This window comes from Pelomonas parva, from assembly GCF_043555835.1.
Classification (GTDB): domain Bacteria; phylum Pseudomonadota; class Gammaproteobacteria; order Burkholderiales; family Burkholderiaceae_C; genus Pelomonas; species Pelomonas parva.
Window position 1 is genome coordinate 156,736 of record NZ_JBIGHV010000004.1, and the last position, 21,812, is coordinate 178,547.

The 21,812-nt window shown below is 70.0% G+C and carries 23 protein-coding genes; 13 read left to right on the plus strand and 10 right to left on the minus strand.

Translation table 11 applies throughout. From position 1 onward, the window contains the following. Positions 1-53: 53 nt before the first annotated feature. The 3 genes from ACG00Y_RS11375 to ACG00Y_RS11385 all read right to left on the minus strand — a co-directional run bounded on the left by ACG00Y_RS11375 (position 54) and on the right by ACG00Y_RS11385 (position 3,744). A complete protein-coding gene (locus tag ACG00Y_RS11375) occupies positions 54-1,178 on the minus strand; it encodes a 3-deoxy-7-phosphoheptulonate synthase (RefSeq protein WP_394478845.1) in 1,125 nt (374 codons plus the stop codon). Between the two features lie 214 nt (positions 1,179-1,392). Then, on the minus strand, positions 1,393-2,856 hold the full coding sequence (tldD, locus tag ACG00Y_RS11380) for a metalloprotease TldD (protein WP_394478847.1): 1,464 nt from the start codon (positions 2,854-2,856) through the stop codon (positions 1,393-1,395). 9 nt (positions 2,857-2,865) lie between these two features. After that, positions 2,866-3,744: a LysR family transcriptional regulator gene (locus ACG00Y_RS11385; protein ID WP_394478849.1), complete on the minus strand. Its 879-nt coding sequence runs from the start codon at positions 3,742-3,744 to the stop codon at positions 2,866-2,868. A 91-nt stretch (positions 3,745-3,835) separates the two neighbouring features. On the opposite strand from ACG00Y_RS11385, the gene ACG00Y_RS11390 reads away from it, so the two are divergent. Both ACG00Y_RS11390 and ACG00Y_RS11395 read left to right on the plus strand, forming a co-directional pair. Continuing rightward, a complete protein-coding gene (locus tag ACG00Y_RS11390; RefSeq protein ID WP_394478851.1) occupies positions 3,836-4,807 on the plus strand; it encodes an NAD(P)H-binding protein in 972 nt (323 codons plus the stop codon). A 104-nt stretch (positions 4,808-4,911) separates the two neighbouring features. Further along, positions 4,912-6,093 (plus strand): PQQ-dependent sugar dehydrogenase, encoded by a 1,182-nt coding sequence (locus ACG00Y_RS11395; protein WP_394478853.1) that lies wholly within the window; start codon positions 4,912-4,914, stop codon positions 6,091-6,093. On the opposite strand, the gene rsmI is transcribed toward ACG00Y_RS11395, so the two are convergent. Next, positions 6,071-6,991, minus strand: coding sequence for a 16S rRNA (cytidine(1402)-2'-O)-methyltransferase (gene rsmI, locus ACG00Y_RS11400; protein WP_394478855.1), 921 nt, complete (start codon positions 6,989-6,991; stop codon positions 6,071-6,073). The genes ACG00Y_RS11395 and rsmI overlap by 23 nt on opposite strands. On the opposite strand from rsmI, the gene ACG00Y_RS11405 reads away from it, so the two are divergent. Genes ACG00Y_RS11405 through ACG00Y_RS11415 form a run of 3 tightly spaced genes read left to right on the plus strand, consistent with a single transcriptional unit; the run spans position 6,984 to position 8,612 of the window. After that, positions 6,984-7,388: a YraN family protein gene (locus ACG00Y_RS11405; protein WP_394478857.1), complete on the plus strand. Its 405-nt coding sequence runs from the start codon at positions 6,984-6,986 to the stop codon at positions 7,386-7,388. The genes rsmI and ACG00Y_RS11405 overlap by 8 nt on opposite strands. 16 nt (positions 7,389-7,404) lie before the next feature. Further along, positions 7,405-7,983, plus strand: a complete 579-nt coding sequence (locus tag ACG00Y_RS11410; protein ID WP_394478859.1) for an SIS domain-containing protein — start codon at positions 7,405-7,407, stop codon at positions 7,981-7,983. A 17-nt stretch (positions 7,984-8,000) separates the two neighbouring features. Then, on the plus strand, positions 8,001-8,612 hold the full coding sequence (locus tag ACG00Y_RS11415) for a BON domain-containing protein (protein ID WP_394478861.1): 612 nt from the start codon (positions 8,001-8,003) through the stop codon (positions 8,610-8,612). 3 nt (positions 8,613-8,615) lie between these two features. On the opposite strand, the gene ACG00Y_RS11420 is transcribed toward ACG00Y_RS11415, so the two are convergent. Genes ACG00Y_RS11420 through ACG00Y_RS11430 form a run of 3 tightly spaced genes read right to left on the minus strand, consistent with a single transcriptional unit; the run spans position 8,616 to position 11,707 of the window. Next, on the minus strand, positions 8,616-9,506 hold the full coding sequence (locus tag ACG00Y_RS11420; protein WP_394478863.1) for an NAD(P)-dependent oxidoreductase: 891 nt from the start codon (positions 9,504-9,506) through the stop codon (positions 8,616-8,618). A 2-nt stretch (positions 9,507-9,508) separates the two neighbouring features. Further along, on the minus strand, positions 9,509-10,645 hold the full coding sequence (locus ACG00Y_RS11425) for a PilT/PilU family type 4a pilus ATPase (protein WP_394478864.1): 1,137 nt from the start codon (positions 10,643-10,645) through the stop codon (positions 9,509-9,511). An 18-nt stretch (positions 10,646-10,663) separates the two neighbouring features. Continuing rightward, positions 10,664-11,707 (minus strand): type IV pilus twitching motility protein PilT, encoded by a 1,044-nt coding sequence (locus tag ACG00Y_RS11430; protein WP_394478866.1) that lies wholly within the window; start codon positions 11,705-11,707, stop codon positions 10,664-10,666. A 26-nt stretch (positions 11,708-11,733) separates the two neighbouring features. On the opposite strand from ACG00Y_RS11430, the gene ACG00Y_RS11435 reads away from it, so the two are divergent. The 6 genes from ACG00Y_RS11435 to ACG00Y_RS11460 all read left to right on the plus strand — a co-directional run bounded on the left by ACG00Y_RS11435 (position 11,734) and on the right by ACG00Y_RS11460 (position 17,973). Further along, entirely contained in the window at positions 11,734-12,402 is a 669-nt protein-coding gene (locus ACG00Y_RS11435) for a YggS family pyridoxal phosphate-dependent enzyme (protein WP_394478867.1), read from the plus strand. Beyond that, a complete protein-coding gene (locus tag ACG00Y_RS11440) occupies positions 12,399-13,808 on the plus strand; it encodes an aminotransferase-like domain-containing protein (RefSeq protein ID WP_394478869.1) in 1,410 nt (469 codons plus the stop codon). Before ACG00Y_RS11435 ends, ACG00Y_RS11440 begins: the two co-directional genes overlap by 4 nt. A gap of 45 nt (positions 13,809-13,853) precedes the next feature. After that, a complete protein-coding gene (locus ACG00Y_RS11445; protein ID WP_394478871.1) occupies positions 13,854-14,546 on the plus strand; it encodes a c-type cytochrome in 693 nt (230 codons plus the stop codon). Next, positions 14,543-15,832, plus strand: a complete 1,290-nt coding sequence (locus ACG00Y_RS11450) for a c-type cytochrome (protein ID WP_394478873.1) — start codon at positions 14,543-14,545, stop codon at positions 15,830-15,832. The genes ACG00Y_RS11445 and ACG00Y_RS11450 overlap by 4 nt, the downstream gene beginning before the upstream one ends. Positions 15,833-16,045: 213 nt before the next feature. Next, positions 16,046-17,602 carry a methyl-accepting chemotaxis protein gene (locus ACG00Y_RS11455; protein WP_394478875.1) on the plus strand — a complete coding sequence of 519 codons (1,557 nt, stop codon included), beginning with the start codon at positions 16,046-16,048 and terminating at the stop codon, positions 17,600-17,602. A gap of 35 nt (positions 17,603-17,637) precedes the next feature. Then, the gene (locus ACG00Y_RS11460) at positions 17,638-17,973 is read left to right on the plus strand and encodes a TonB family protein (protein WP_394478877.1); all 336 of its coding nucleotides are present in this window, start codon (positions 17,638-17,640) and stop codon (positions 17,971-17,973) included. Between the two features lies 1 nt (position 17,974). Here ACG00Y_RS11460 and ACG00Y_RS11465 read toward each other — a convergent pair whose 3' ends face one another. Then, positions 17,975-18,409 (minus strand): cold-shock protein, encoded by a 435-nt coding sequence (locus ACG00Y_RS11465; protein ID WP_394478879.1) that lies wholly within the window; start codon positions 18,407-18,409, stop codon positions 17,975-17,977. A 71-nt stretch (positions 18,410-18,480) separates the two neighbouring features. On the opposite strand from ACG00Y_RS11465, the gene ylqF reads away from it, so the two are divergent. Further along, a complete protein-coding gene (ylqF, locus tag ACG00Y_RS11470) occupies positions 18,481-19,419 on the plus strand; it encodes a ribosome biogenesis GTPase YlqF (protein ID WP_394478881.1) in 939 nt (312 codons plus the stop codon). 15 nt (positions 19,420-19,434) lie between these two features. Here the strand turns inward: ylqF and ACG00Y_RS11475 are convergent, their stop codons facing one another. Both ACG00Y_RS11475 and ACG00Y_RS11480 read right to left on the minus strand, forming a co-directional pair. After that, complete coding sequence (locus ACG00Y_RS11475) at positions 19,435-19,602, minus strand: hypothetical protein (protein WP_394478883.1); 168 nt, start codon at positions 19,600-19,602, stop codon at positions 19,435-19,437. A gap of 71 nt (positions 19,603-19,673) precedes the next feature. Beyond that, positions 19,674-20,861: a YbfB/YjiJ family MFS transporter gene (locus ACG00Y_RS11480; RefSeq protein WP_394478885.1), complete on the minus strand. Its 1,188-nt coding sequence runs from the start codon at positions 20,859-20,861 to the stop codon at positions 19,674-19,676. An 80-nt stretch (positions 20,862-20,941) separates the two neighbouring features. Here ACG00Y_RS11480 and ACG00Y_RS11485 point away from each other — a divergent pair, with 80 nt between their 5' ends. Further along, positions 20,942-21,760: a M90 family metallopeptidase gene (locus ACG00Y_RS11485; RefSeq protein ID WP_394478887.1), complete on the plus strand. Its 819-nt coding sequence runs from the start codon at positions 20,942-20,944 to the stop codon at positions 21,758-21,760. Positions 21,761-21,812: the final 52 nt, after the last annotated feature.

Below are 21,812 nucleotides of genomic sequence, written 5' to 3' on the forward strand. Positions count from 1 at the left end.
GGAATTCCGAGTTGGAATCCTACTCCCCGCACTGCGGCCATTCAATGACAGTGTCAGCGCCGCGCCTTCACAGCCTCGGACAGCACATCCAGCACCGCCAGCGAGTCGTCCCAGCCCAGGCAGGCGTCGGTGATGCTCTTCCCGTAGGCCAGTTTGGCGGGATCGTCCTGGCCCGGCGTGAACTTCTGGGCGCCGTCGTTCAAGTGGCTCTCCACCATGACGCCGAAGATGCTGTTGCTGCCTTCGCGCAACTGGCCGGCGATGTCCCGGGCCACGTCGACCTGCCGCTGATGCTGCTTGCTGCTGTTCGCGTGCGAGCAGTCCACCATCAAGCGCTGCGGCAGCTTGGATTTCTCCAGGTCAGCGCAGGCCGCAGCGACATGGGTCGCGTCGTAGTTGGGCGCCTTGCCGCCGCGCAGGATGACGTGGCAGTCGGCATTGCCGCGCGTCTCGACGATGGCGACCTGGCCGTTCTTGTGCACGGACAGGAAGTGGTGGCCGCGCGCCGCCGCCTGGATGGCGTCGGTCGCGATCTTGATGTTGCCGTCGGTGCCGTTCTTGAAGCCGATGGGCGCCGACAGGCCCGAGGCCAGTTCGCGGTGCACCTGGCTCTCGGTCGTTCGCGCGCCGATGGCGCCCCAGGCGATCAGGTCGCCGATGTACTGCGGCGAGATCACGTCCAGGAACTCGGAGCCGGCCGGCACGCCCAGGCGGTTGATCTCCAGCAGCAGCTGGCGGGCGATGCGCAGGCCTTCGTCGATGCGGTAGCTCTCGTCCAGGTAGGGGTCGTTGATGAGACCCTTCCAGCCCACCGTCGTGCGCGGCTTCTCGAAGTAGACGCGCATGACGATCTCCAGCGTGCCGGCGTACTTCTCGCGCTCGATCTTCAGCTTGCGGGCGTAGGCCAGCGCCGCGTCGGGGTCATGGATGGAGCAGGGGCCGATGACGACAAGCAGGCGGTCGTCCTCGCCGCTCATGATCTTGCGGATGCTCTGGCGCGTGTTGCTGATCAGGCCTTCCATCGCTGTGCCGCGGATGGGGAAGAAGCGGATCAGGTGCTCCGGCGGCGGCAGCGGCGTGACGTCGACGATGCGCTCGTCATCGGTGGCGCTGGTCTTGTCGTCCTGGGAGTACCAGCGCTGGGCTTCGGGTTGGACGGAGGAGACTTTGGCGTTCATCTGGGGCACCTCTGGAAATGTCGGGACATAAAAAAACCGCCGGGCTTTGGAGGCCCGGCGGTTCGTAGGGAGTCTGGGTTCAGCGCGCGCGCTCAGGACTCTCCACCGCCGGGGCGGGGAAAAAACCAAAAGCTAAAAACTGCGGCGCGGTACATGAGATCGGAATCTAGCACGGTGGCAAATGCGGGCTTTCGCGAGACGCCAAGGCAGGCTTTCAGGCCGTGCCACCGACGGTGAGCCCGTCGATGCGCAGCGTCGGCTGCCCCACGCCCACCGGCACGCTCTGCCCTTCCTTGCCGCAGACACCCACGCCGGTGTCCAGCGCCATGTCGTTCCCAATCATGCTGACGCGGGTCAGCGCGTCCGGGCCGTTGCCGATGATGGTGGCGCCCTTGACCGGGTACTGGATCTTGCCGTTCTCGACCCAGTAGGCCTCGCTGGCCGAGAACACGAACTTGCCGCTCGTGATGTCGACCTGCCCGCCGCCGAAGTTGGGCGCATAGAGGCCCTTCTTGATCGACGCGATGATCTCCTTCGGGTCGTCCTTGCCGCCCAGCATGTAGGTGTTGGTCATGCGCGGCATGGGCACGTGGGCATAGCTCTCGCGGCGGCCATTGCCGGTGGGGGCGACCTTCATCAGGCGCGCGTTCATCGCGTCCTGGATGTAGCCCTTCAGGATGCCGTCCTCGATCAGCACATTGCGCTGGCTGGCGCAGCCCTCATCGTCCACATTCAGCGAGCCGCGGCGGTCGGGAATGGTGCCGTCGTCCAGCACCGTCACGCCCTTGGCGGCCACACGCTGGCCGATGCGGCCGGCGAAGGCGCTGGACCCCTTGCGGTTGAAGTCGCCTTCCAGCCCGTGGCCGACCGCCTCATGCAGCAGCACGCCGGGCCAGCCCGGGCCGACGACAACGGTCATCTCGCCGGCCGGTGCGGGGCGGCTCTCAAGATTCGTCAGTGCCGCGTGCACCGCCTGCTCGACATAGCTCGCAATCATCTCGTCGGTGAAATAGGCCAGGCCAAAGCGGCCACCGCCACCGCCAGAACCCACCTCGCGGCGGCCGTTGCTTTCGGCAATCACTGTGATGGACAGACGCACCAGCGGCCGCACGTCGGCCGCCAGCGTGCCGTCAGCGCGGGCGATGAGCACGACCTCGTGCTCGGCGGCCAGGCCCGCCATCACCTGGGCGATGCGCGGGTCCTTGGCGCGGGCCATCTTCTCGGCGCGCTCCAGCAGCGCCACCTTGGCCGCGCTGTCCAGGCTGGCGATGGGGTCGGCCACGCCGTACAGCTCGCGGCTGCCGGCCACGCGGCCTTGTGACGGCACCTTGACCTTTTTGCTCTGTCCGGCCGCAGCGATGGTGCGCACCGTGCGCGCCGCATCGAGCAGCGACTCCAGCGAGATGTCATCCGAGTAGGCAAACGCCGTCTTCTCGCCCGCCACGGCGCGCACGCCTACGCCCTGGTCAATGCTGAAGCTGCCGCTCTTGACGATGCCCTCCTCCAGGCTCCAGCCCTCGGCGCGGGTGGTCTGGAAGTAGAGGTCGGCATCGTCGATGCGGTGCTCGGTGATGACGCGCAGCGCCTGCGACAGCGAGGCCTCGGTCAGGCCAAAGGGCTCCAGCAGTTGCGAGCGGGCGGTGGCCAGGCGGGCCAGGGTGGGTTCGACGGCGATCATGCGTCGAGTTTAGGCCGGGCCTGCCGACCAGGCCGTCACCAGGGCCTCGAACACCAGTCGCAGCCGCGGCGTGTCGCGCAGCTCGCGGTGGGCGGCCAGCCACAGCGGCAGCGGCGGCACGACGAACTCGGGCAGCACCGGCACCAGCGCCGCGTCGCGCGCCGCCAGCGCCCGCAAGCCGACGCCGATGCCCAACCCTGCCCGCAGCGCCTCCCAGTTGACGAGCTGGTTGTCGCAACGCCAGGCAAAGAACTCGCGGTCCACGTCGACGCCGCCGGCCCGAAAGCCGTCGATCAGCTGCGTGGAGCGGTCATGGCCCAGCCAGACATGCTCGGCCAGCGTCGCCGGCGTCGGCATGCCGTGGCGGGCGAGGTAGTCGTGGTGGGCATAGAGGCCCAGCGGCCAGTCGGCCAGGCGCCGGGTCAGCAGCGCGGGCTCGGTGGGGCGGGTCATGCGCACCGCCAGGTCCGCGCTGCGGGCGAGCAAGTCCTCCAGCGCATTGCTGGCCACCAGCTCGATCTGGATCTCCGGGTGGGCCGCGCGCAGCGGCACCAGCGCTGCGGGCAGGAAGTGCGCGCTGACGATCTCGCTGGCGGTCAGTCGCACCGTGCCGGCCAGCGAGGTGTCGCGTGCCGCCAGTGCCAGGCTCAGCCCCTGGGCGGCCTCGCGCATGCGGCAGGCGGCGGGCAGCAGCTCCTGGCCGGCTGCCGTCAGGCGCAGGCCGCGCGGGTGGCGTTCGAACAAGGCCAGCCCGGCGGCCGCCTCGAGTGCGGCGAGCTGGCGGCTGAGCGTCGGCTGGGTCTGACCCAGCGCGCGCGCCGCCGCTGCGGTCGAGCCGCCCTCGGCCAAGGCCAGGAAGACCTGCCAGTGGTTCCAGTCCAGGTTCATCGATGCGATTTTGCATGACGGGGATGCGGCGATGCGCATTGCGGCAGTGAACGCCAGGCGGGACAGTGCCGCATCCCTTCCGGAGTTCCTCATGACCGACCGCCACGTCCTCATCCTCGGTGCCGCCGGCCGCCTGGGCCGCGAGCTGACCACCGCCTTCGCCCGCGCCGGCTGGCACGCGCGCGCCCAGTTGCGTGGCGAGGCGCCGCCCGAGTGGCGTGGCCTGCACCTCGTCAGCCCGCTGCGCGCGGACGCGCTCGATACCGCCGCCCTCGGCCAGGCGGCCGCCGGCTGCAGCGTCGTCGTCAACGCGCTGAACGCGCCCTACCACCGCTGGGACCAGGCCGCCCTGCCGCTGGCCCGCTCGGCGCAGGCCGCCGCCCGGCAAGCCGGCGCGCTGCTGATGCTGCCCGGCAATGTCTACAACTTCGGCCGCGAGCTGCCGGCCCGGCTGGCACCTGGCACACCGGAAGTAGGCGACACACCCAAGGCCCGTCTGCGCATCCGCATGGAGGGCGAGATGGCGGACGACACCGGGCTGGACTCGCTGGCGCTGCGCGCGGGCGACTTCTTCGGCGGCGCGGGCCGGGGCTCGTGGTTCGACCTCGCCATCGTCAGTCGCCTCGCCGCGGGCAAGCTCGTCTACCCAGGCGACGCCACGCTGCCCCATGCCTGGGCCTATCTGCCCGACCTGGCCGCGACCTTCGTGGCCCTGGCCGAGCAGCGCGGGCGCCTCAAGGGCCACCAGCGCCTGCACTTCGCCGGCAATGGCGTCAGCGGCGAGCAGTTGCGCCAGGCGCTCAGCGAGGCGAGCGGTCGCGAACTCAAGCTCGCCGGCATGCCCTGGGGGCTGCTCAAGCTAGCCGCGCCCTTCGTGCCGAGCTGGCGGGCGGTGCTGGAGATGCGCTACCTCTGGCTGCGCGCCCACTCGCTGGACGGCGCCGCGCTGGCCGCGCAGATCGGCCCGGAGCCCCACACGCCGCTGGTGCCGGCATTGCGCCAAAGCCTGGTGGCCCTCGGTCTTCCAGTGGCTCATCCAACCGCCGACCGCCTGACGGCCTGACACGGCTGCTAACAAATCAGCGCCTGTACGGGCGTCTCTAGGGATGTCAGCAGGCACTGTGCAAGCACAGCATCCAGCGCTCTCGCACCACGTTGGAGCACCGAATGAAGTCACTTGCCATTGCCTGCCTTGCGCTGGCCGCCACCGGGGCCGCGCCCGCAGCAACCTTGATCGGCTCGGGCTTCACTGCGCCCGTCTTTCTGGGTGCGCCCGTCGGCGATTCGCGCCTTTTCATCGTCGAGAGGGGCGGCGTCATCAAGGTGCAAGACAGCCTGGGCGGCGTGTCCACCGCGCTGGACATCACGGCCAAGGTCGAGAGCAGCAGCGGCGAGCGCGGCCTGCTGGGCCTGGCCTTCGACGCCGGCTTTGCGACCAACGGCCGCGTCTACGTCAACTACATCGACAAGACGACGCTGAGCACGGTCGTCGAGAGCTACTCGCTGACCGCCAGCGACATCGGCGCCAGCGCGCGCACCATCCTCACGGTCGCCCAGCCGGCCGGCCGCAGCAACCACAAGGCGGGCTGGATAGGCTTCAGCGCCGCCGACCCCGGCAATCTCTACATCGCCACCGGCGATGGCGGCGGCGGCAACGACCCCGACAACCTCGCGCAGAACCTCACCAGCAACCTCGGCAAGCTGCTGCGCGTGACGCCCGGCGCCGATGGCGGCTACACGGTGCCGACCGACAACCCCTTCGTCGGCGTCGCCGGCAACGACGAGATCTGGGCCTACGGCCTGCGCAACCCCTTCCGCAACAGCTTCGACCGCACGACCGGCGACCTGTGGCTGGCCGACGTGGGCCAGAGCGCGCGTGAAGAGGTCAACTTCGCCTCCGCCGCCTCCGGCCTGGGCCGTGGCGCCAACTACGGCTGGCGTCCGCGTGAGGGCAGCATCGACAACCCCGGCGTCGGCGACCCGGCACCGCCCAACCTGACCGAGCCGGTGTTCGACTACGGTCGCGCCAACGGCGACGCCACCGTCATCGGCGGCTATGTCTATCGCGGTGGCGGTGACGCCACGCTGGACGGCAAGTACGTGTTCGGCGACTTCGTCTCCGGCCGCATGTGGACGCTGGACGGCACCACGGCCACGCCGCTGGCCTCGCCCTTCAGCGGCTTCCAGCTGACCAGCTTCGGCGAAGGCGGCGATGGCTCGCTCTACGCCGTCGGCCTCAACGGCGACATCTACCTGCTGGCGGCGGCCGTGCCCGAGCCTGCGCCCGCGCTGCTGCTGGCGCTGGGCCTGGCGGCCGGTGGCCTGCTCACTCGTCGCCGCCGTTCTTGAGCTTCAACCCCGCGTCGTAGAGCCGGTTGCGCGGCGCGCCGGTGATCTGCGCAGCCAGCGCCACCGCCTGCTTCAGCGGCAGCTCGGCCACCAGCAGCGCCAACACGCGCAGCGCCTCGGCGGGCAGGTCGTCGTCGGCCGCCGCCTGGGGCGCGGTGGCGTGCAAAACCAGCACGAACTCGCCGCGCAGCCGCTGCGCATCGGCTGCCAGCCAGGCCGGCAGCGTGGCCGCCTCGGCGGTGTGGATGCTCTCGAACTGCTTGGTCAGCTCACGGCAGACCGTGACGCGGCGCGCGGGCGCCATCTCAGCCAGCAGCGCGATGACTTCGACGATGCGATGCGGCGCCTCGAAGACCACCTGGCTCTGTCCTTCGACGGCCAGCACGGCCTGCAGCGCCGTGCGGCGCTCGCCAGCTTTGGTGGGCAGGAAGCCGGCAAAGGCGAAGCTCGTCGCCGCCGTGTCGCCGGCGACGCTGAGCGCCGTCACCGCACTGCTGGGCCCTGGCAGCGGCAGCACGCGGTAGCCGGCGGCCACCACCTGCTGCACCAGCACGGCGCCGGGGTCGGAGATGGCCGGCGTGCCGGCATCCGACGCATAGGCCACGCGCTCGCCGGCCGCCAGGCGCGCGATGACCGTCGCACTGCCTTCGCGCTCGTTGTGCTGGTGCAGCGCGATGAGCGGCTTGTGCAGCCCCAGGTGGCGCAGCAGGCCACCGCCCTGGCGCGTGTCCTCGCAGGCCAGCGCGTCGACCAGGCTCAAGGCGTGGATGGCGCGCAGGCTCAGGTCCGCGAGATTGCCGATGGGCGTCGCGACGAGATAGAGCGTGGCGGCCGGATACTGCTGGCCGCCGGCTGCGGCCGCTGCGGCCTGGCAAAGCAATGAGGCGTCAATGTTCAACTGGGGCTCTCGATCAAAACCGGATTCAAAACCGGACACCAAGACGCGCGGCGACGCGGCGGAGGACGCAGCGCTGGCGCATCTTGAGCGCGCCGGCCTGCGCCTGCTGGAGCGGAATTATCGAGTCGGCGCCGGCCCCAGCCGCCATGCCGGCGAGGTGGACCTGATCATGATGGACCGCGACGGCACGCTGGTCTTCGTCGAAGTGCGCGCGCGGGCCGATGCCTCGCATGGTGGCGCGGCCGCCAGCGTGACGGCCAAGAAGCAGCAGCGCCTCATCTACGCCGCCCAGCACTACCTGCTGCGCCACGCCAGCCCGCCGCCTTGCCGCTTCGACGTTGTCGCTCTTGATGGAGATCAACTGACCTGGCTGAAAGCGGCCTTCGATGCCGGCTGACTATGATCCCGCCCTGATGATCGAACAGCGAATACAGCAGCAATTCTTCGAGAGCGCCGACCTGCTCTACCAAGCCGCCGAGCAATTGGCCCGCCCCCTGGCGATGGCCGCGCAGATGGTGGTGGACGCCATCACCGGCGGCAACCGCATCCTGTGCGCCGCGCACGGCCTGGCCAGCATGGACGCCGACTACCTCGCCGCCCGCCTGGCCGGCCGCTTCGAGCAGGAGCGCCCCGGCCTCGCGGCCTGGAGCCTGGCGGCCCAGGCGCGTGAGGCCGCCGGGCTGGACCTGACCCGCCTGCTGCAGGCCCACGGCCACCCGGGCGACGTGCTCATCATGATCGAGCCGCTGCGCGAACAGCGCGACGCCTGGCAGCCCGTGCTGGCCGTGGCCCATGCGCAGGAGATGAGCATCATCGCGCTCACGTCCCAGCCGCCGGGCGGCGCGGACGAGTGGCGCGGCGTGCTGCAAGACACCGACATCCAGATCCGCGTCAGCCACGGCCGCGAGCCGCGCGTTGTGGAAGCCCAGCGCGTGCTGCTGCATGCCTTGGCCGACGCCATCGACCTGCAATTGCTGGGCAGCGACGAGTAACCCACACCGGAAGATCCATGAAAAAGCTCACCCTGACCCTGACCGCCGCCACCCTTGCCAGCCTGCTTGCCACCGGCTGCGCGCCGCTGCTGATCGGCGGCGCGATGGTGGGCGGCGTCAGCGTCGCCACCGACCGCCGCACCTCCGGCACCCAGCTGGAGGACGAGACCATCGAGGTCAAGGCCGGCGCCCGCCTGCGCGAGCAGCTCGGCGACAAGGTCCACATCAACGTCAACAGCTACAACCGCGTCGCGCTGATCACGGGCGAGGCCCGTACCGAGGCCGACCGGGCCGAGGTCGAGCGCATCGTCACTGGCGTCGAGAACGTCAGCCGGGTGATGAACGAAGTGGCCGTGACGATGCACAGCTCGTTGAGCACCCGCTCCAACGATGTCGTCATCAAGAGCAAGGTCAAGGCCCAGCTGATTGACGCACGGGACCTACACAGCAACGCCTTCTACGTGGTCGTCGAGCGCGGCGAGGTGTTCCTGCTGGGCCGCGTGACCGAGCGCGAAGCGGCTCGTGCGACGGAGATCGCGCGCCAGGTCGGCGGCGTCAAGAAGGTGGTGCGGTCGTTCGAGATCATCAGCGAGGACGAGCTCGCTCGAACTCTCCCGAAGAAGTCGTGAGCGTCAGAGCCTCTTGATGAGGCTCGACGTGTCCCAGCGGTTCCCGCCCTGCGCCTGCACATCGGCGTAGAACTGGTCCACCAGCGCCGTCACCGGCAGGCGCGAACCATTGCGGCGCGCCTCGTCGAGCACGAGGCCGAGGTCCTTGCGCATCCAGTCCACCGCGAAGCCGAAGTCGAACTTGCCCTCGACCATGGTCTTGCCGCGGTTGTCCATCTGCCAGCTCTGCGCCGCGCCCTTGCCGATGACGTCCAGCACCTGGGCCATGTCCAGGCCCGCGTTCTGGCCGAAGCGCACGGCCTCGGCCAGGCCTTGCACGAGGCCGGCGATGCAGATCTGATTGACCATCTTGGCCAGCTGGCCCGAGCCCGGGCCGCCCAGCAGCGTGACGGCCTTGGCGAAGGCGAGCGCGAGCGGCCTGGCGGCCTCGAAGGGCGCGGTCTCGCCACCGCACATGACCGTCAGCGCGCCATTGACGGCACCCGCCTGGCCGCCGGAGACCGGGGCGTCGATGAAGTGCAGGCCACGCGCGGCGGCCACCGCCTGCAGCTCGCGCGCGACCGCAGCCGACGCTGTCGTGTGGTCCACGAACACCGCGCCCGCCGCCATACCGGCGAAGGCGCCGCTGTCGCCCAGCACGACCGAGCGCAGGTCGTCGTCGTTGCCGACGCAGCAGAACACGAATTCCGCGCCCTTGGCGGCCTCGGCCGGCGTCGCTGCGAAGGCGCCGCCGTATTCCTTGGCCCAGGCTTCGGCCTTGGCGACGGTGCGGTTGTAGACCGTCACCTGGTGCCCGGCGCGCGCCAGATGGCCGGCCATGGGATGGCCCATGACGCCCAGGCCCAGAAAGGCGACGCGGCGCGAGGGAACGGGGTCGTAGCTGCGAGTGCTCATGTTCAGAGAATGGTCAGGTGTTCGGTGCCGGTGGACAGATCGCCGCTGCGCGCGCGTTCGCTGTTCAGCTTGATCTGCAGCCGCAGGTCGTTGACCGAGTCGGCGTTGCGCAGCGCGTCTTCGTAGGTCACCTTGCCGGACTCGTAGAGGTCGAACAGCGCCTGGTCGAAGGTCTGCATGCCCAGCTCGCGCGAGCGCTTCATCAGCTCCTTGATCTCGGTGATCTCGCCCTTGAAGATCAGGTCGGAAATCAGCGGCGTGTTCAGCAGGATCTCCACCGCCGCCACGCGGCCCTTGCCCTCGCGGCGCGGCAGCAGGCGCTGGCTGACCAGCGCGCGCAGGTTCAGCGAGATGTCCATCAGCAGCTGCTGGCGGCGGTCCTCAGGGAAGAAGTTGATGATGCGGTCCAGCGCCTGGTTGGCGCTGTTGGCATGCAGCGTGGCCATGCACAGATGGCCGGTCTCGGCGAAGGCGATGGCATGGTCCATGGTCTCGCGGTCGCGCAGCTCGCCCATCAGGATGACGTCGGGCGCCTGGCGTAGGGAGTTCTTCAGCGCCGCCTCCCAGCTGTCGGTGTCGATGCCCAGTTCGCGCTGCGTGACGATGCAGTTCTTGTGCGGGTGGACGAACTCGATCGGGTCCTCGATGGTGACGATGTGGCCGTAGGTCGTCTCGTTGCGCTCGTCGATCATCGCGGCCAGCGACGTGCTCTTGCCCGAGCCCGTGGCACCCACGACGATGACCAGGCCGCGCTTGTGCTGCACCACCTCGCGCAGCACCGGCGGCAGGTCCAGCGACTCGATGGTGGGCAGCGTGGACGGGATGGTCCGCAACACCAGGCCGACCTGGCCCTGCTGGATGAACGCATTGACGCGGAAGCGGCCGATGCCATGCGGCGAGATCGCGAAGTTGCACTCCTTCGTGCGCTCGAACTCGGCCGCCTGCTTGTCGTTCATGATGGCGCGCGCCAGCTGCAGCGTGTGCTGGCCGGAGAGCGGCTGGGGCGACACCTTGGTCAGCTTGCCGTCCACCTTGATGGCGGGCGGGAACTCGGCCGTCAAGAAGAGGTCGGAGCCCTTGCGCGACAGCATCAGCCGCAGCAGGTCGTTGATGAACTTGGAGGCTTGATCGCGTTCCATGGTGGTTTCCTTGTGCGATCAGCCGGGGAAGTTCTCGGGGAACTTGGCCTTCGACCTCGCCTCGGCAGGCGAGATGATGTTGCGCCTCACCAGGTCCGTCAGGTTCTGGTCCAGCGTCTGCATGCCCTGCGAGTTGCCCGTCTGGATGGACGAGTACATCTGTGCCACCTTGTTCTCGCGGATGAGATTTCGGATGGCCGACGTGCCCAGCATGATCTCGTGCGCCGCGACGCGGCCGCTGCCGTCCTTCAGCTTGCACAGGCTCTGCGAGATGACGGCCACGAGCGACTCCGACACCATCGCCCGCACCATTTCCTTTTCGGCGGCGGGGAAGACGTCGACGATGCGGTCTACCGTCTTGGCGGCCGACGAGGTGTGCAGCGTGCCGAAGACCAAATGGCCCGTTTCGGCGGCCGTCAGCGCCAGGCGGATGGTTTCCAGGTCGCGCATTTCGCCGACGAGCACGCAGTCCGGGTCCTCACGCAGCGCCGAGCGCAAGGCGTTGGCGAACGAGTGGGTGTGCGGGCCGACCTCGCGCTGGTTGATCAGGCTCTTCTTGGACTCGTGCACGAACTCGATCGGGTCCTCGATGGTCAGGATGTGGCCGTACTCGTTTTCGTTGAGGTGGTTGACCATGGCCGCCAGCGTCGTGCTCTTGCCGGAGCCGGTCGGCCCGGTCACCAGCACCATGCCGCGCGGCTTGAGCGCCAGGTCGGCGAAGACCTTGGGCGCGGCCAGCTGCTCCAGCGACAGGATCTTGCTCGGAATCGTCCGGAACACGGCGCCCGCGCCGCGGTTCTGGTTGAACGCGTTGACGCGAAAGCGCGCCAGGCCCTGGATCTCGAAGGAGAAGTCGACCTCCAGCGTCTCCTCGTACATCTTGCGCTGGGTGTCGTTCATGATGTCGTACACCATGTCGTGGACCGCGCGGTGGTCCAGCGCCTCGACATTGATGCGGCGCACATCGCCATGCACCCGGATCATCGGCGGCAGGCCGGCCGAGAGGTGCAAGTCCGAGGCCTTGTTCTTGACCGAAAATGCCAGCAGCTGAGTGATGTCCATGGTGTACCTGTGAAGCTCGGTTGATTATGGCCATCTCAGATTCCCTCCAAGTCACCAAAACACGGATCACTGCGGCATGTGTCGCGGCCGGCCGTGCGCCCGATTCCGTCAGCCTTCTGGTTGTCAGCAAGACCTTCCCCGGCTCGGCAGTTCGCGAAGCCTTCGCGGCCGGCGCCCGCGCCTTTGGCGAAAACTACGTGCAGGAAGGCCTGGCCAAGGCGCAAGAACTGGCGGATCTCCCCATCGAGTGGCATTTGATCGGCCCGCTGCAGTCCAACAAGACGCGGCCCGTGGCCGAAGCCTTCGCCTGGGTGCATTCGGTGGACCGGCTGAAGGTGGCGCAGCGCCTGTCCGAGCAGCGCCCGGCCGAGATGCCGCCGCTGAACATCTGCCTGCAGGTCAACATCAGCGGCGAGGCCAGCAAGAGCGGGCTGCTGCCGGCCGAGGTCGCCGCGCTGGCACACCAGGTCGCCGCCCTTCCCCGCGTCACGCTGCGCGGCCTGATGGCCGTGCCCGAGCCAGGCCCGGGCGCGCTGGCCCAGCATCGGGTGATGGCGGCGCTGTTCGAGGCGCTGAAGGCGGAGGGCCTGGCACTGGACACCTTGTCGCTGGGCATGAGCGCCGACCTCGAAGACGCCATCCAGGCCGGCTCGACGATGGTGCGCGTCGGCTCGGCCATCTTCGGCGCGCGGTGAGCGGCGACGCGCCGCTGTATCGCCGGCTGGCCGACGAACTGGCCCAGTTGATCCAAAGCGGCGCGCTGCGCCCGGGCGACCGCCTGCCCTCGGTGCGCCAGACCCAGGCCAGCCGCAGCTGCAGCGCCTCCACCGTCTTCCAGGCCTACCACCTGCTCGAAGCGCGCGGGCTGATCCGCGCGGCCGAGCGGTCCGGCTACTTCGTCGCACCGGCCACCGCACTGCCGGCGGCCCGCGCGCTGGAGCCGCAGCCGGTCGCCGTCAGCGAGCTGGTCTTCCAGCTGCTCGGCACCGGCGGGCAGGCCATCCACGCGCCGCTGGGTTCGGCCTTCGCCAGCCCCACGCTGTTTCCTTTCGACAAGCTGCGCAGCGCGCTCACCGCCGGCAGCCGCCGCCTGGACCCGGCCGAGCTGACCCAGCAACTGCCCGGCGGCCATGAAGGGCTGCGCCGCCAGATCGCGCTGCGCTATCTGCGCCTCGGCATGAGCGTGACGCCCGACGAGATTGTGCTGACCGATGGCGCGCTGGAGGGGCTGAACCTGTCGCTGCAACTGCTGACCCGGCCGGGCGACGCGGTGCTGGTGGAGGCGCCCTGCTTCTACGCCGCGCTACAGGCGCTCGAACGTCTGGGGCTGCGCGCGGTCGAGGTGCCGACCGACCCGACCGAAGGCGCCGACCTGGATGCGATGGCCGCGCTGATCGCCCGCCACGCGCCTGCGGCGTGCTGGCTGATGACCAACTTCCAGAACCCGCTCGGCAGCTTGATGCCGCCTGCAGCGAAGCGCGCGTTGGTAGAGCTGTTGGAGGGCCACGGCATCCCGCTGATCGAGGACGACGTCTACGCCGAGCTGCAGCACACGGGCACGCCGCCGCTGCCCGCCAAGGCGCACTCGACACGCGGCGAGGTGCTGCACGCCGGCTCGTTTGCCAAGACGCTGGCGCCGGGCTATCGCGTCGGCTGGGTGGCTGCCGGCCGCTTCGCACCGGCGCTGCGGCGGGCCAAGCTGAGCCAGAGCCTGTCGGGTTCCTGGCCGGCGCAGGCCGCCATTGCGCAGTACCTGGAAGGCGGCGACTACGATCGCCACCTGCGCGCACTGCGCCGGGCGCTGGCGTCGCAGCAGCGGGCGTTACGGGCGGCGGTGCTGCAACACTTTCCGGCGGGCACCGAGGTCACGGCCCCGAAAGGCGGCTACTTCCTGTGGGTGACGCTGCCGCCCGGGCACGACAGCATGGCCCTGCAGCGCGCCGCACTGCTGGAGGGCATCAGCCTGGCACCCGGCCCGCTGTTCTCGGCCAGCGGCGGCTTTGCCCACTGCCTGCGCCTGAACAGCGGCCAGCCCTGGACACCCGCGCTCGCCGCCGCCGTGGCGCGGCTGGGCGAACTGCTACGGTCGCAGACGGCCTGATCTGCGCCTTACGCCGGCCCGCCGGCCCAGGCAAGATGACGGGCCATGCGCTCAACGATCCGCTCCCTCGCCGCCACGCTTTGCCTCGTCGCCACAGCGGCGCACGCCCAGCCCGTCCCCGACACCCTTGCACAACGCGCGATGGCCTGCACCGGCTGCCATGGCAAGGAAGGCCGCGCCGCGCCGGACGGCTACTACCCGCGCCTGGCGGGCAAGCCGGCCGGCTATCTGTACAACCAGTTGCTGAATTTCCGTGACGGCCGGCGCGACTACGGGCTGATGAGCGAGCTGATCGCGCCGCTGTCCGACGCCTACCTGAAGGAGCTAGCCGGCCACTTCGCGTCGCTGGATCTGCCCTACCCGCCACCGCAGCCGCCCAAGCTGCCCGCGCCGGAGCTGGCCCGCGCCGAGGCGCTCATCCGCAACGGCGACGCGGCTCGCAAGCTGCCCGCCTGCACCGCCTGCCACGGCGAGCGGCTGACCGGCGCGCAGCCGGCCGTGCCGGGCCTGCTGGGGCTGTCGCGCGACTACCTGAACGGCCAGCTCGGCGCCTGGCGCAGCGGCCAGCGGCGGGCGCAGGCGCCCGATTGCATGCAGCACATCGCCCAGGCGCTGACCAGCGCCGAGATCAACGCGCTGACGCACTACCTCGCCGGCCAGCCACTGCCCGCCGACCCACACCCCGCAGCCGCGCCACCCAGCCCGGCGCCGATGCGCTGCGGAGGTGTGGCGCCATGAAGCGGCTGCTGATCGCGCTGGCCCTGCTCGCCATGCCCGCTGTCGTCGCCTTCGGCCTGCTGGCCTGGCAGCGCAACCTGACCGACGCCACGCCGCCATCCACGACCCCCGTGAGCCTCGAACGCGGCGCCTACCTGGCGGCGGTGGGCAACTGCGCCGGCTGCCACACCGCGCGGGGCGGCGAGCGCCTGGCCGGCGGCCGGCCTATCCCCACGCCTTTCGGCACCGTGTTCTCGTCCAACCTGACGCCGCATGCCAGCGGCCTGGCCGACTGGAGCGGCGACGACTTCTGGCGCGCGCTGCACCTCGGGCAGAGCCGCGATGGCCGGCTGCTGGCGCCGGCCCATCCCGTCACCAACACCACGCTGGTGACACGCGAGGACGCCGACTCGCTGCATGCCTGGCTGCAGGCCCAGCCGCCCGTGGCCGCCGAGCGCCGCGCGCATGAACTGCGCTGGCCTTGGAACGGCGAGCTGACCAGCCAGCTCGCCGTCGCTGCCTGGCGGGCGCTGTACTTCAAGCCGGGCGTCTACCAGCCCGACCCGGCGCGGGACGCCGCCTGGAACCGCGGCGCCTACCTGAGCCAGGGCCTGGCCCATTGCAGCGCCTGCCATGCCAGCCGCGGCGTGCTGGGCGGCGACGGCGGCGCGGCGGACTTCCGCGGCGGCCTGCTCGCCGGCCTGGGCTGGGTGGCGCCCTCGCTGCTGGACCCGCTGGAGGCCGGCGTGCAGCGCTGGCCGGACGCGACGCTGCAGCGCTGGCTGCGCGACGGGCAGGCGCAAGGCCACACGGCACAGGGGCCGATGGCCGAGGTCGTGCTCGGCAGCACGGCGGCGCTGAACGACGCCGACCTTGCCGCCATGAGCGCCTATCTGCGCGCACTCCCCGAACAGACCGTCGCCCGGCCTCCGGCCGTCGACCCCGACCCGCGCCGCCGCGAGCGTGGCGCTCGCCTGTACCGCGACCACTGCATCGCCTGCCACGGCGAGCAGGGCGAGGGCCGCCGCAATGACGCCGGAGAAATGGCCTACCCGCCGCTGGCCGGCAGCCGCCTGGTGACCCAGGCCAGCGCCGCCAACCTGATCCGCGTCATCGAGCGCGGCGGCTTCGCGCCGGCCACGCCGGGCCAGCCCCGCCCCTACGGCATGCCGCCCTTTGCCGGCGTGCTCGGGGCGGACGAACTGGCCGCGCTGGCGAGCCACTTGCGGCAGTCCTGGGGCCATGCCGCTGGCGAGGTCGACGCCGTCGAAGTGCTGCGTTTGCGGGCAGCGGCCGCCGCGCGCTGACATGTAACGGCACCGGGGCGCCGGGCCGTCGTGAACGACTTCACGGCGAGCGTGAGGACACGGGAAGCAAATCGTCACAGGTCGCGACACACTGCGCGGCGGCCCGTCGCTGGGGCAGCCCAAAGAAGGGCATGCGGGCCTAAAGTTCATCTTGGACTGCACTGCGGCGACCTGCCGCCGATACCCGAAGACCACGACAAGGAATAGAACTGAATGAACTTCCTGACGCAACTGCGCATCGGCCAGCGCCTCTTCGTGAGCTTCGGCCTGCTGATCCTGCTGTTGATCGCGATCGGCTTCTATGGCGCCACCAACGCCAACCGCCTGGCCGGTGACCTGGACCGCACGGCCAACACCAGCCTGGTCAAGATCGCCTCGGCCAACGCGCTTGAAAGCCAGGTCAACATCATTGCCCGCGCTGTGCGCGACCTGCTGCTGCTGGACACCGCCGGTGCCATCAAGAAGCAGAAGACAGCGATCGTCGGCGCGGTGGAAGAAACCGAGAAGCAGCTGACCAGCCTGGAGGCTGCGGCCGCAGCGGCCAACGACGACACCGAGAAGGCGGTCGTCGCCGAAGTGCGCGCCCACAAGACCAAGTTCCTCGCCGCGCTGGAAAAGTTCCAGAAGATCCAGACCGACGGCAGCCCCGACGAAGCCCGCGAAAGCCTGATCACCGACCTGCGCCCCGCCCAGACGGCGCTGCAGGACGGCCTGAAGAAGCTGGTCGACATGCAGTTCGATAGCGCCAAGGCACTCGCCGTCTCAGGCGGCGAGCTGGCCCGTTCCTCGGTCCTGCTGACGGCCGGCTTGGTCGTCGTCGCTGCGGCCCTGGGCTTCGGTGCCTTTCTGCTGATCTCGCGCTCCATCGTCGGTCCGGCCCGCAAGGCCCAACACGCCGCCGAGGCCATTGCCGCCGGTGACCTGACGCAAGACATCCAGGTCGAAGGCCGCGACGAGCTGAGCCAGATGCTGCAGGCCATGAAGGACATGCAGTTGGCGCTGTCGGGCGTCGTGCGCGACGTGTCCACCGCCGCCAGCGAGGTGGCCTCGAACTCCGGTTCCATCGCCGACAGCAACTCAAACCTGGCCGAGCGCACCACGCGCTCCGCCGCCAGCCTGCAGAACACCGCCGCCTCGGTGGAAGAGATCGCCTCCACGCTGAAGGGCGCCAGCGACCTGACCCGCCGCGCCGCCGGCATCGCCGTGACGGCCCGCCAGGCCGCCAGCAACGGTGGCGCCGTCGTCTCCAAGGTCGTCGAGACCATGGAAGAGATCAGTGCCAGCTCCAAGAAGATCGGCGACATCATCGGCGTCATCGACGGCATCGCCTTCCAGACCAACATCCTGGCGCTGAACGCCGCCGTTGAAGCCGCGCGTGCCGGCGAACATGGCCGCGGCTTCGCCGTGGTGGCCGCCGAAGTGCGCGCGCTGGCTCAACGCTCGGCCGGCGCCGCCAAGGAGATCAAGGTGCTGATCCAGGAATCAACCGTCAAGGTCGAGAACGGCACCACACTGGTCAACAACGCCGGCGTGACCATCCGCAGCGTCGTCGACGAAGTCAACAACATGGGCCAGCTGATCGAGGAGATCTCGCACTCGGCCCAGGAGCAGGCCACGGGCGTGGGCGTCGTCAACGGCGCGATGAACGAGCTGGACAAGGCCACGCAGCAGAACACGACGCTGGTCGGCGACCTCAGCCGCTCGGCCGACGCGCTGCGCGACAGCTCGACCCGGCTCATCGAGGCGGTTGGCTTCTTCCGCGCCGCCTGAACCCGCACCCCCATCGTTTCGACCCGAGGTCTGCCATGTCCGCCTATCCGCGCCTGCTCCGCACCATCTCCACGGCGGCCGTCGGCCTGATGATCGCCTTCGCCGCCACCGCCAACCCGCCCAAGGTCGTCAAGAAGGTGCCGCCCGAGTTCCCGAACGAGGCGGCCAAGAAGGGCATCTCGACCGGCGTCATCAAGGCCAAGGTCAACATCGACGCTGACGGCAAGGTCAGCAGCGTCGAAATCCTGGAAGCCGAACCCAAGCGCGTCTTCGACCGCGCGGTGACGTCGGCGCTGATGGAATGGAAGTACGAGGCGCCCGGCGAGAAGACGAGCGTAGAAGTCAAGCTCGTGTTCAAGAACGAAGACTGAGCTAGCGGCGAAGCGCCGCCGGCACTTCGGCGGCCGTGCCGTCGGGCTGCCACCAGCGCATCCCGCCCGCCACCAGCATCACCGCGACAACGGCGCCGGCCGCCAGGCCCAGGCGCCGTTTTCTTTGCATCTGCCGCGTCCTGGCGCGGGCACCGGCGGTGGCCTCGCGCAACACCGCAGGCGGCGCCGCACGCGGCAGCCGCTTCAGGTTCACGGCCTGCTTGCGACCGTCACGGCCGGACACAACTTCAAAGCTGAACGGCTCATCCAGCCGGGGCCCCTCCCCGTCCATCGGGAATGCGCCCAGGCTGACAAACAGCTCATCACCACCATTCAGCGCCCGGATCGTGCCGTAACCGGCATCTGGGTTCCACGCGCTGAGAATTCCTTCGAATCTCATGTTCGCCCCAAGTCGACATGACAATCTTGGGGTCATACGGCACCGGCCCGGTAACCGGATGCAAAGCCGAATCCGTTCCGTCCCGCAATCCCAAGAATCCTCAACGCATGCCCATCAACTGGTTTCCCGGCCACATGAATGCCACCCGCCAGGCGATCAAGGATCGCGTGAAGGCGGGGCTGGACGTGGTCATCGAGCTGCTGGACGCGCGCCTGCCCGGCTCCAGCAGCAACCCGCTGCTGGCGGCGCTGACGACCGGCCGGCCGTCGCTGAAGGTCATCAACAAGCAGGACCTGGCCGACCCGGTGCAGACCGAGGCCTGGCTGGCCTTCTACAACGCCCAGCCGCACACGCGCGCCATCCCGCTGGATGCCGCTGACAAGGCCCCGGCCCGCGCCCTCATCAAGGCCTGCCGCGAGCTGGCGCCACTGCGCGGCGACATGCACAAGCCGCTGCGCGTGCTGATCTGCGGCATTCCCAACGTCGGCAAGAGCACGCTGATCAACACGCTGGTCGGCAAGCGCGCCACCAAGACGGGCGACGAGCCGGGCATCACGAAGATCGAGCAGAAGATCGTGCTGGAGAACGGCTTCTACCTGTTCGACACGCCCGGCATGCTGTGGCCGCGCATCTCCATCGAGCAAAGCGGCTACAACCTCGCCGCCAGCGGCGCCATCGGCCGCAATGCCTTCGACGAGGAGGAGGTGGCGCTGGAGCTGATCGCCACGCTCAAGCGCCGCTACCCGGAGCGGCTGCAGGAACGCTACGGCCTGGCCGAACTGGGTGCGGACGACGCGGTGCTGGAGGCCATCGGCCTGAAGCGCGGCGCCAAGATACGGGGCGGCGCGGTGCAGATGCACAAGGCCGCCGAAGCGCTGCTGGTGGACTACCGGCAGGGCCTGCTGGGCCGCATCACGCTGGAGAGCCCGGAAGAGATGGCGGCCTGGCGCAAGGCCGCTGCCGGCCTGCAGGCGCAGCAAGCCGCCGAGCAGGAAGCCGCAGCCGCAGCAGACAAGCTGCGCCGCAGCGGCCGCCGCAACGCCTGACCAGCGTCGCCGTCATCAGCGCCGGTAGCGGGGCTGCGCGTGGACGGGGCCGCTGTCGTGGTGGCTGCTGTAGCGGTGATGGTGGTCGCCACGATGACCACCGTGGCGGTGCGGCACGATGATGCAGCCCGACAGCAGGGCAGCGGAGGTCAACAGCGTGATGGCCAGGGCCAGTCGTTTCATGGGGTGATCTCCCGGCCGCTGGATGCGACCGTCCGCGCTTAACCGCCGAACGCGCTCGGCGGATGACGAGGTCACACAGAGTTACTCGCGTCACGCCCTTCACGCAACACGGCGGACAGGGCCAGCATGCCCAGCCCCAGCACGCCGGCCGTGAGCCACAGCGCTGCGTCGAAGCTGCCGCTGGCCTCCACCATGCGGCCCGTCAGCGCCGGCGCAGCGATCTGCGCGGCGCCATAGCTCAGCGTCAGCCGCGCCATCGCCTTCCCGGGGTTGGCCGGCGAGCGGCGGCCGACCAGGGCCAGCGTCAGGCTGACGATGCCGATGAAGGTCGCGCCGTACAGCAGCGCGCCGAGCAGCGCCGCCACGAGGCTGCCGAACAGCGCGGGCAGCAACACGCCGACGATCTGCACGCCCAAGGCAATCAGCAGCGCGCCGACGTCGCCGGTGCGGCGGGCGATGCGGTCCCATACGAACACCGCCGGCGTGGCCGCGAGGCCCACGAGCAGCCAGGCCCACGGCCCCTGACCGGCCAGCAACGGCTGCTTCTCGACGATGGCCACCGTGAAGGTGGCGTTGATGACGAAGCCCCAGCCGGCGCAGAAATACGCGGCCAGCATCAGCGCCATCCAGCGCCGGCTCGGCGCCGCGCCGGCGTGGGACTTCACGGCCGGTGGCGGAACCGGCGGGCGCCACAGCCAGGCCGGGATCAGGAACACCAGCCCCAGCAGCGCGAAGCCCTGCCATTGCGCGGCCCAGGCGAGGCTCAGGCCCGACATGCCCATCGCGCCCACGGCCGACACGACGATGCCCAGGCCCAGGCCGATGAAGTACAGGCCCAGCTCCGGCCGACGCCCGGAGCGGATCAACCAGCCCTGCACCAGGCCCGAGCCCAGCAGCATGCCGGCCGCGCCGCACAGGCCGCCGACATAGCGCGACACCGCCCAGCCGGCGAACGACGCGCTCCAGCCCATCAGCGCCGTGATGACCAGGGCCAGCGGCAGCGCCGCGCTGTACAGGCGCCGGCGCCAGACCGGGTTCTCGATGCCGGCGGCCAGCAGCGCGCCGCTCATGTAGCCGGCGTAGTTGATGGCCGCCAGCAGGCCGCCGTCGGCCACGCCCAGGCCGGCCTGACCATGCATCTGCGGCAGCAACGGCGTGTAGGCAAAGCGCGCCAGGCCGACGGTCAGCACGAGCGCGCAGATACCGCCCAGCAGCACCTGCCAGGCTTGCAGACCGGTTGGGTGGGCGGGCTCGGACATGCCCGCACGTTACGCGAGCCCAGCGCGCTTCAAGGTCCGCGGGGGCTTGCAAAGCGCGCCGCCGGGCCCAGTTGCCTGCCATGCCGCTGCTCATCTGGTTCGCCATCGCCCTGCTTGCCGCCACGGCCATCGCGTTGTGGCCGCTGTGGGTCAGGCGGCGGCGCGAGCGCCTGGCCGGCAAGCCCTTCCCGCCCGCCTGGCGGCGGCTGCTGCGTCGCCATGTGCCGCTGGTGTCACGGCTGCCGGCCCGCCAGCAGCTCAGGCTCAAGGGGCTGATGCAGGTCTTCCTGGCCGAGAAACCCATCCTCGGCTGTGGCGGGCTGAAGGTGACGGACGAGGTGCGCGTCACCATCGCCGCGCTGGCCTGCCTGCCGCTGCTGGGCGCGGCGCGCGGCATCTACCCGGAGCTGCGCCAGGTGCTGGTCTATCCGGGCGCCTTCGTCGTGGAGCGGCCGGTGACCGAGGGCGGCGTGCAGTCCGACCAGCGCCGCGTGCTGGCCGGCGAGAGCTGGAGCCAGGGCCAGGTGCTGCTGGCCTGGGACGAGGTCAAGCGCGGCGCGGCCACGCCGGGCGACGGGCACAACGTCGTCATCCACGAGTTCGCCCACCAGCTGGACCAGGCCAACGGCGCGGCGAACGGCGCACCCGCGCTGCCGACCACCGAGGCCTACCGGCGCTGGTCGACGGTGATGCAGAACGAGTTCGATGCGCTGCGCTGGCGGCTCGCGCGTGGTGAGACGGGCTTGATCGACGCCTATGGCGCAACCGACCCGGCGGAGTTCTTCGCCGTGATCAGCGAGCTGTTCTTCGAGCGGCCGGCAGAGCTTGTCGCCCACCACCCGGCGCTGTACGCGGAGCTGAGCGGCTACTACCGGCTGGACCCGGCGAGCTGGATTTGATGGCTTTGCGGGACAGACTGATCGAGTGCAGCGAGTAGCTCTGTCCCCAACT

Coding starts and splice junctions, on each gene's coding strand:
- ACG00Y_RS11375 (WP_394478845.1), bottom strand. CDS start 1,178: ATGAACGCCAAAGTCTCCTCCGTCCAACCCGAAGCCCAGCGCTGGTAC.
- tldD (WP_394478847.1), bottom strand. CDS start 2,856: ATGATCGCCGTCGAACCCACCCTGGCCCGCCTGGCCACCGCCCGCTCG.
- ACG00Y_RS11385 (WP_394478849.1), bottom strand. CDS start 3,744: ATGAACCTGGACTGGAACCACTGGCAGGTCTTCCTGGCCTTGGCCGAG.
- ACG00Y_RS11390 (WP_394478851.1), top strand. CDS start 3,836: ATGACCGACCGCCACGTCCTCATCCTCGGTGCCGCCGGCCGCCTGGGC.
- ACG00Y_RS11395 (WP_394478853.1), top strand. CDS start 4,912: ATGAAGTCACTTGCCATTGCCTGCCTTGCGCTGGCCGCCACCGGGGCC.
- ACG00Y_RS11405 (WP_394478857.1), top strand. CDS start 6,984: ATGTTCAACTGGGGCTCTCGATCAAAACCGGATTCAAAACCGGACACC.
- ACG00Y_RS11410 (WP_394478859.1), top strand. CDS start 7,405: ATGATCGAACAGCGAATACAGCAGCAATTCTTCGAGAGCGCCGACCTG.
- ACG00Y_RS11415 (WP_394478861.1), top strand. CDS start 8,001: ATGAAAAAGCTCACCCTGACCCTGACCGCCGCCACCCTTGCCAGCCTG.
- ACG00Y_RS11420 (WP_394478863.1), bottom strand. CDS start 9,506: ATGAGCACTCGCAGCTACGACCCCGTTCCCTCGCGCCGCGTCGCCTTT.
- ACG00Y_RS11425 (WP_394478864.1), bottom strand. CDS start 10,645: ATGGAACGCGATCAAGCCTCCAAGTTCATCAACGACCTGCTGCGGCTG.
- ACG00Y_RS11430 (WP_394478866.1), bottom strand. CDS start 11,707: ATGGACATCACTCAGCTGCTGGCATTTTCGGTCAAGAACAAGGCCTCG.
- ACG00Y_RS11435 (WP_394478867.1), top strand. CDS start 11,734: ATGGCCATCTCAGATTCCCTCCAAGTCACCAAAACACGGATCACTGCG.
- ACG00Y_RS11445 (WP_394478871.1), top strand. CDS start 13,854: ATGCGCTCAACGATCCGCTCCCTCGCCGCCACGCTTTGCCTCGTCGCC.
- ACG00Y_RS11450 (WP_394478873.1), top strand. CDS start 14,543: ATGAAGCGGCTGCTGATCGCGCTGGCCCTGCTCGCCATGCCCGCTGTC.
- ACG00Y_RS11455 (WP_394478875.1), top strand. CDS start 16,046: ATGAACTTCCTGACGCAACTGCGCATCGGCCAGCGCCTCTTCGTGAGC.
- ACG00Y_RS11460 (WP_394478877.1), top strand. CDS start 17,638: ATGTCCGCCTATCCGCGCCTGCTCCGCACCATCTCCACGGCGGCCGTC.
- ACG00Y_RS11465 (WP_394478879.1), bottom strand. CDS start 18,409: ATGACCCCAAGATTGTCATGTCGACTTGGGGCGAACATGAGATTCGAA.
- ylqF (WP_394478881.1), top strand. CDS start 18,481: ATGCCCATCAACTGGTTTCCCGGCCACATGAATGCCACCCGCCAGGCG.
- ACG00Y_RS11475 (WP_394478883.1), bottom strand. CDS start 19,602: ATGAAACGACTGGCCCTGGCCATCACGCTGTTGACCTCCGCTGCCCTG.
- ACG00Y_RS11480 (WP_394478885.1), bottom strand. CDS start 20,861: ATGTCCGAGCCCGCCCACCCAACCGGTCTGCAAGCCTGGCAGGTGCTG.
- ACG00Y_RS11485 (WP_394478887.1), top strand. CDS start 20,942: ATGCCGCTGCTCATCTGGTTCGCCATCGCCCTGCTTGCCGCCACGGCC.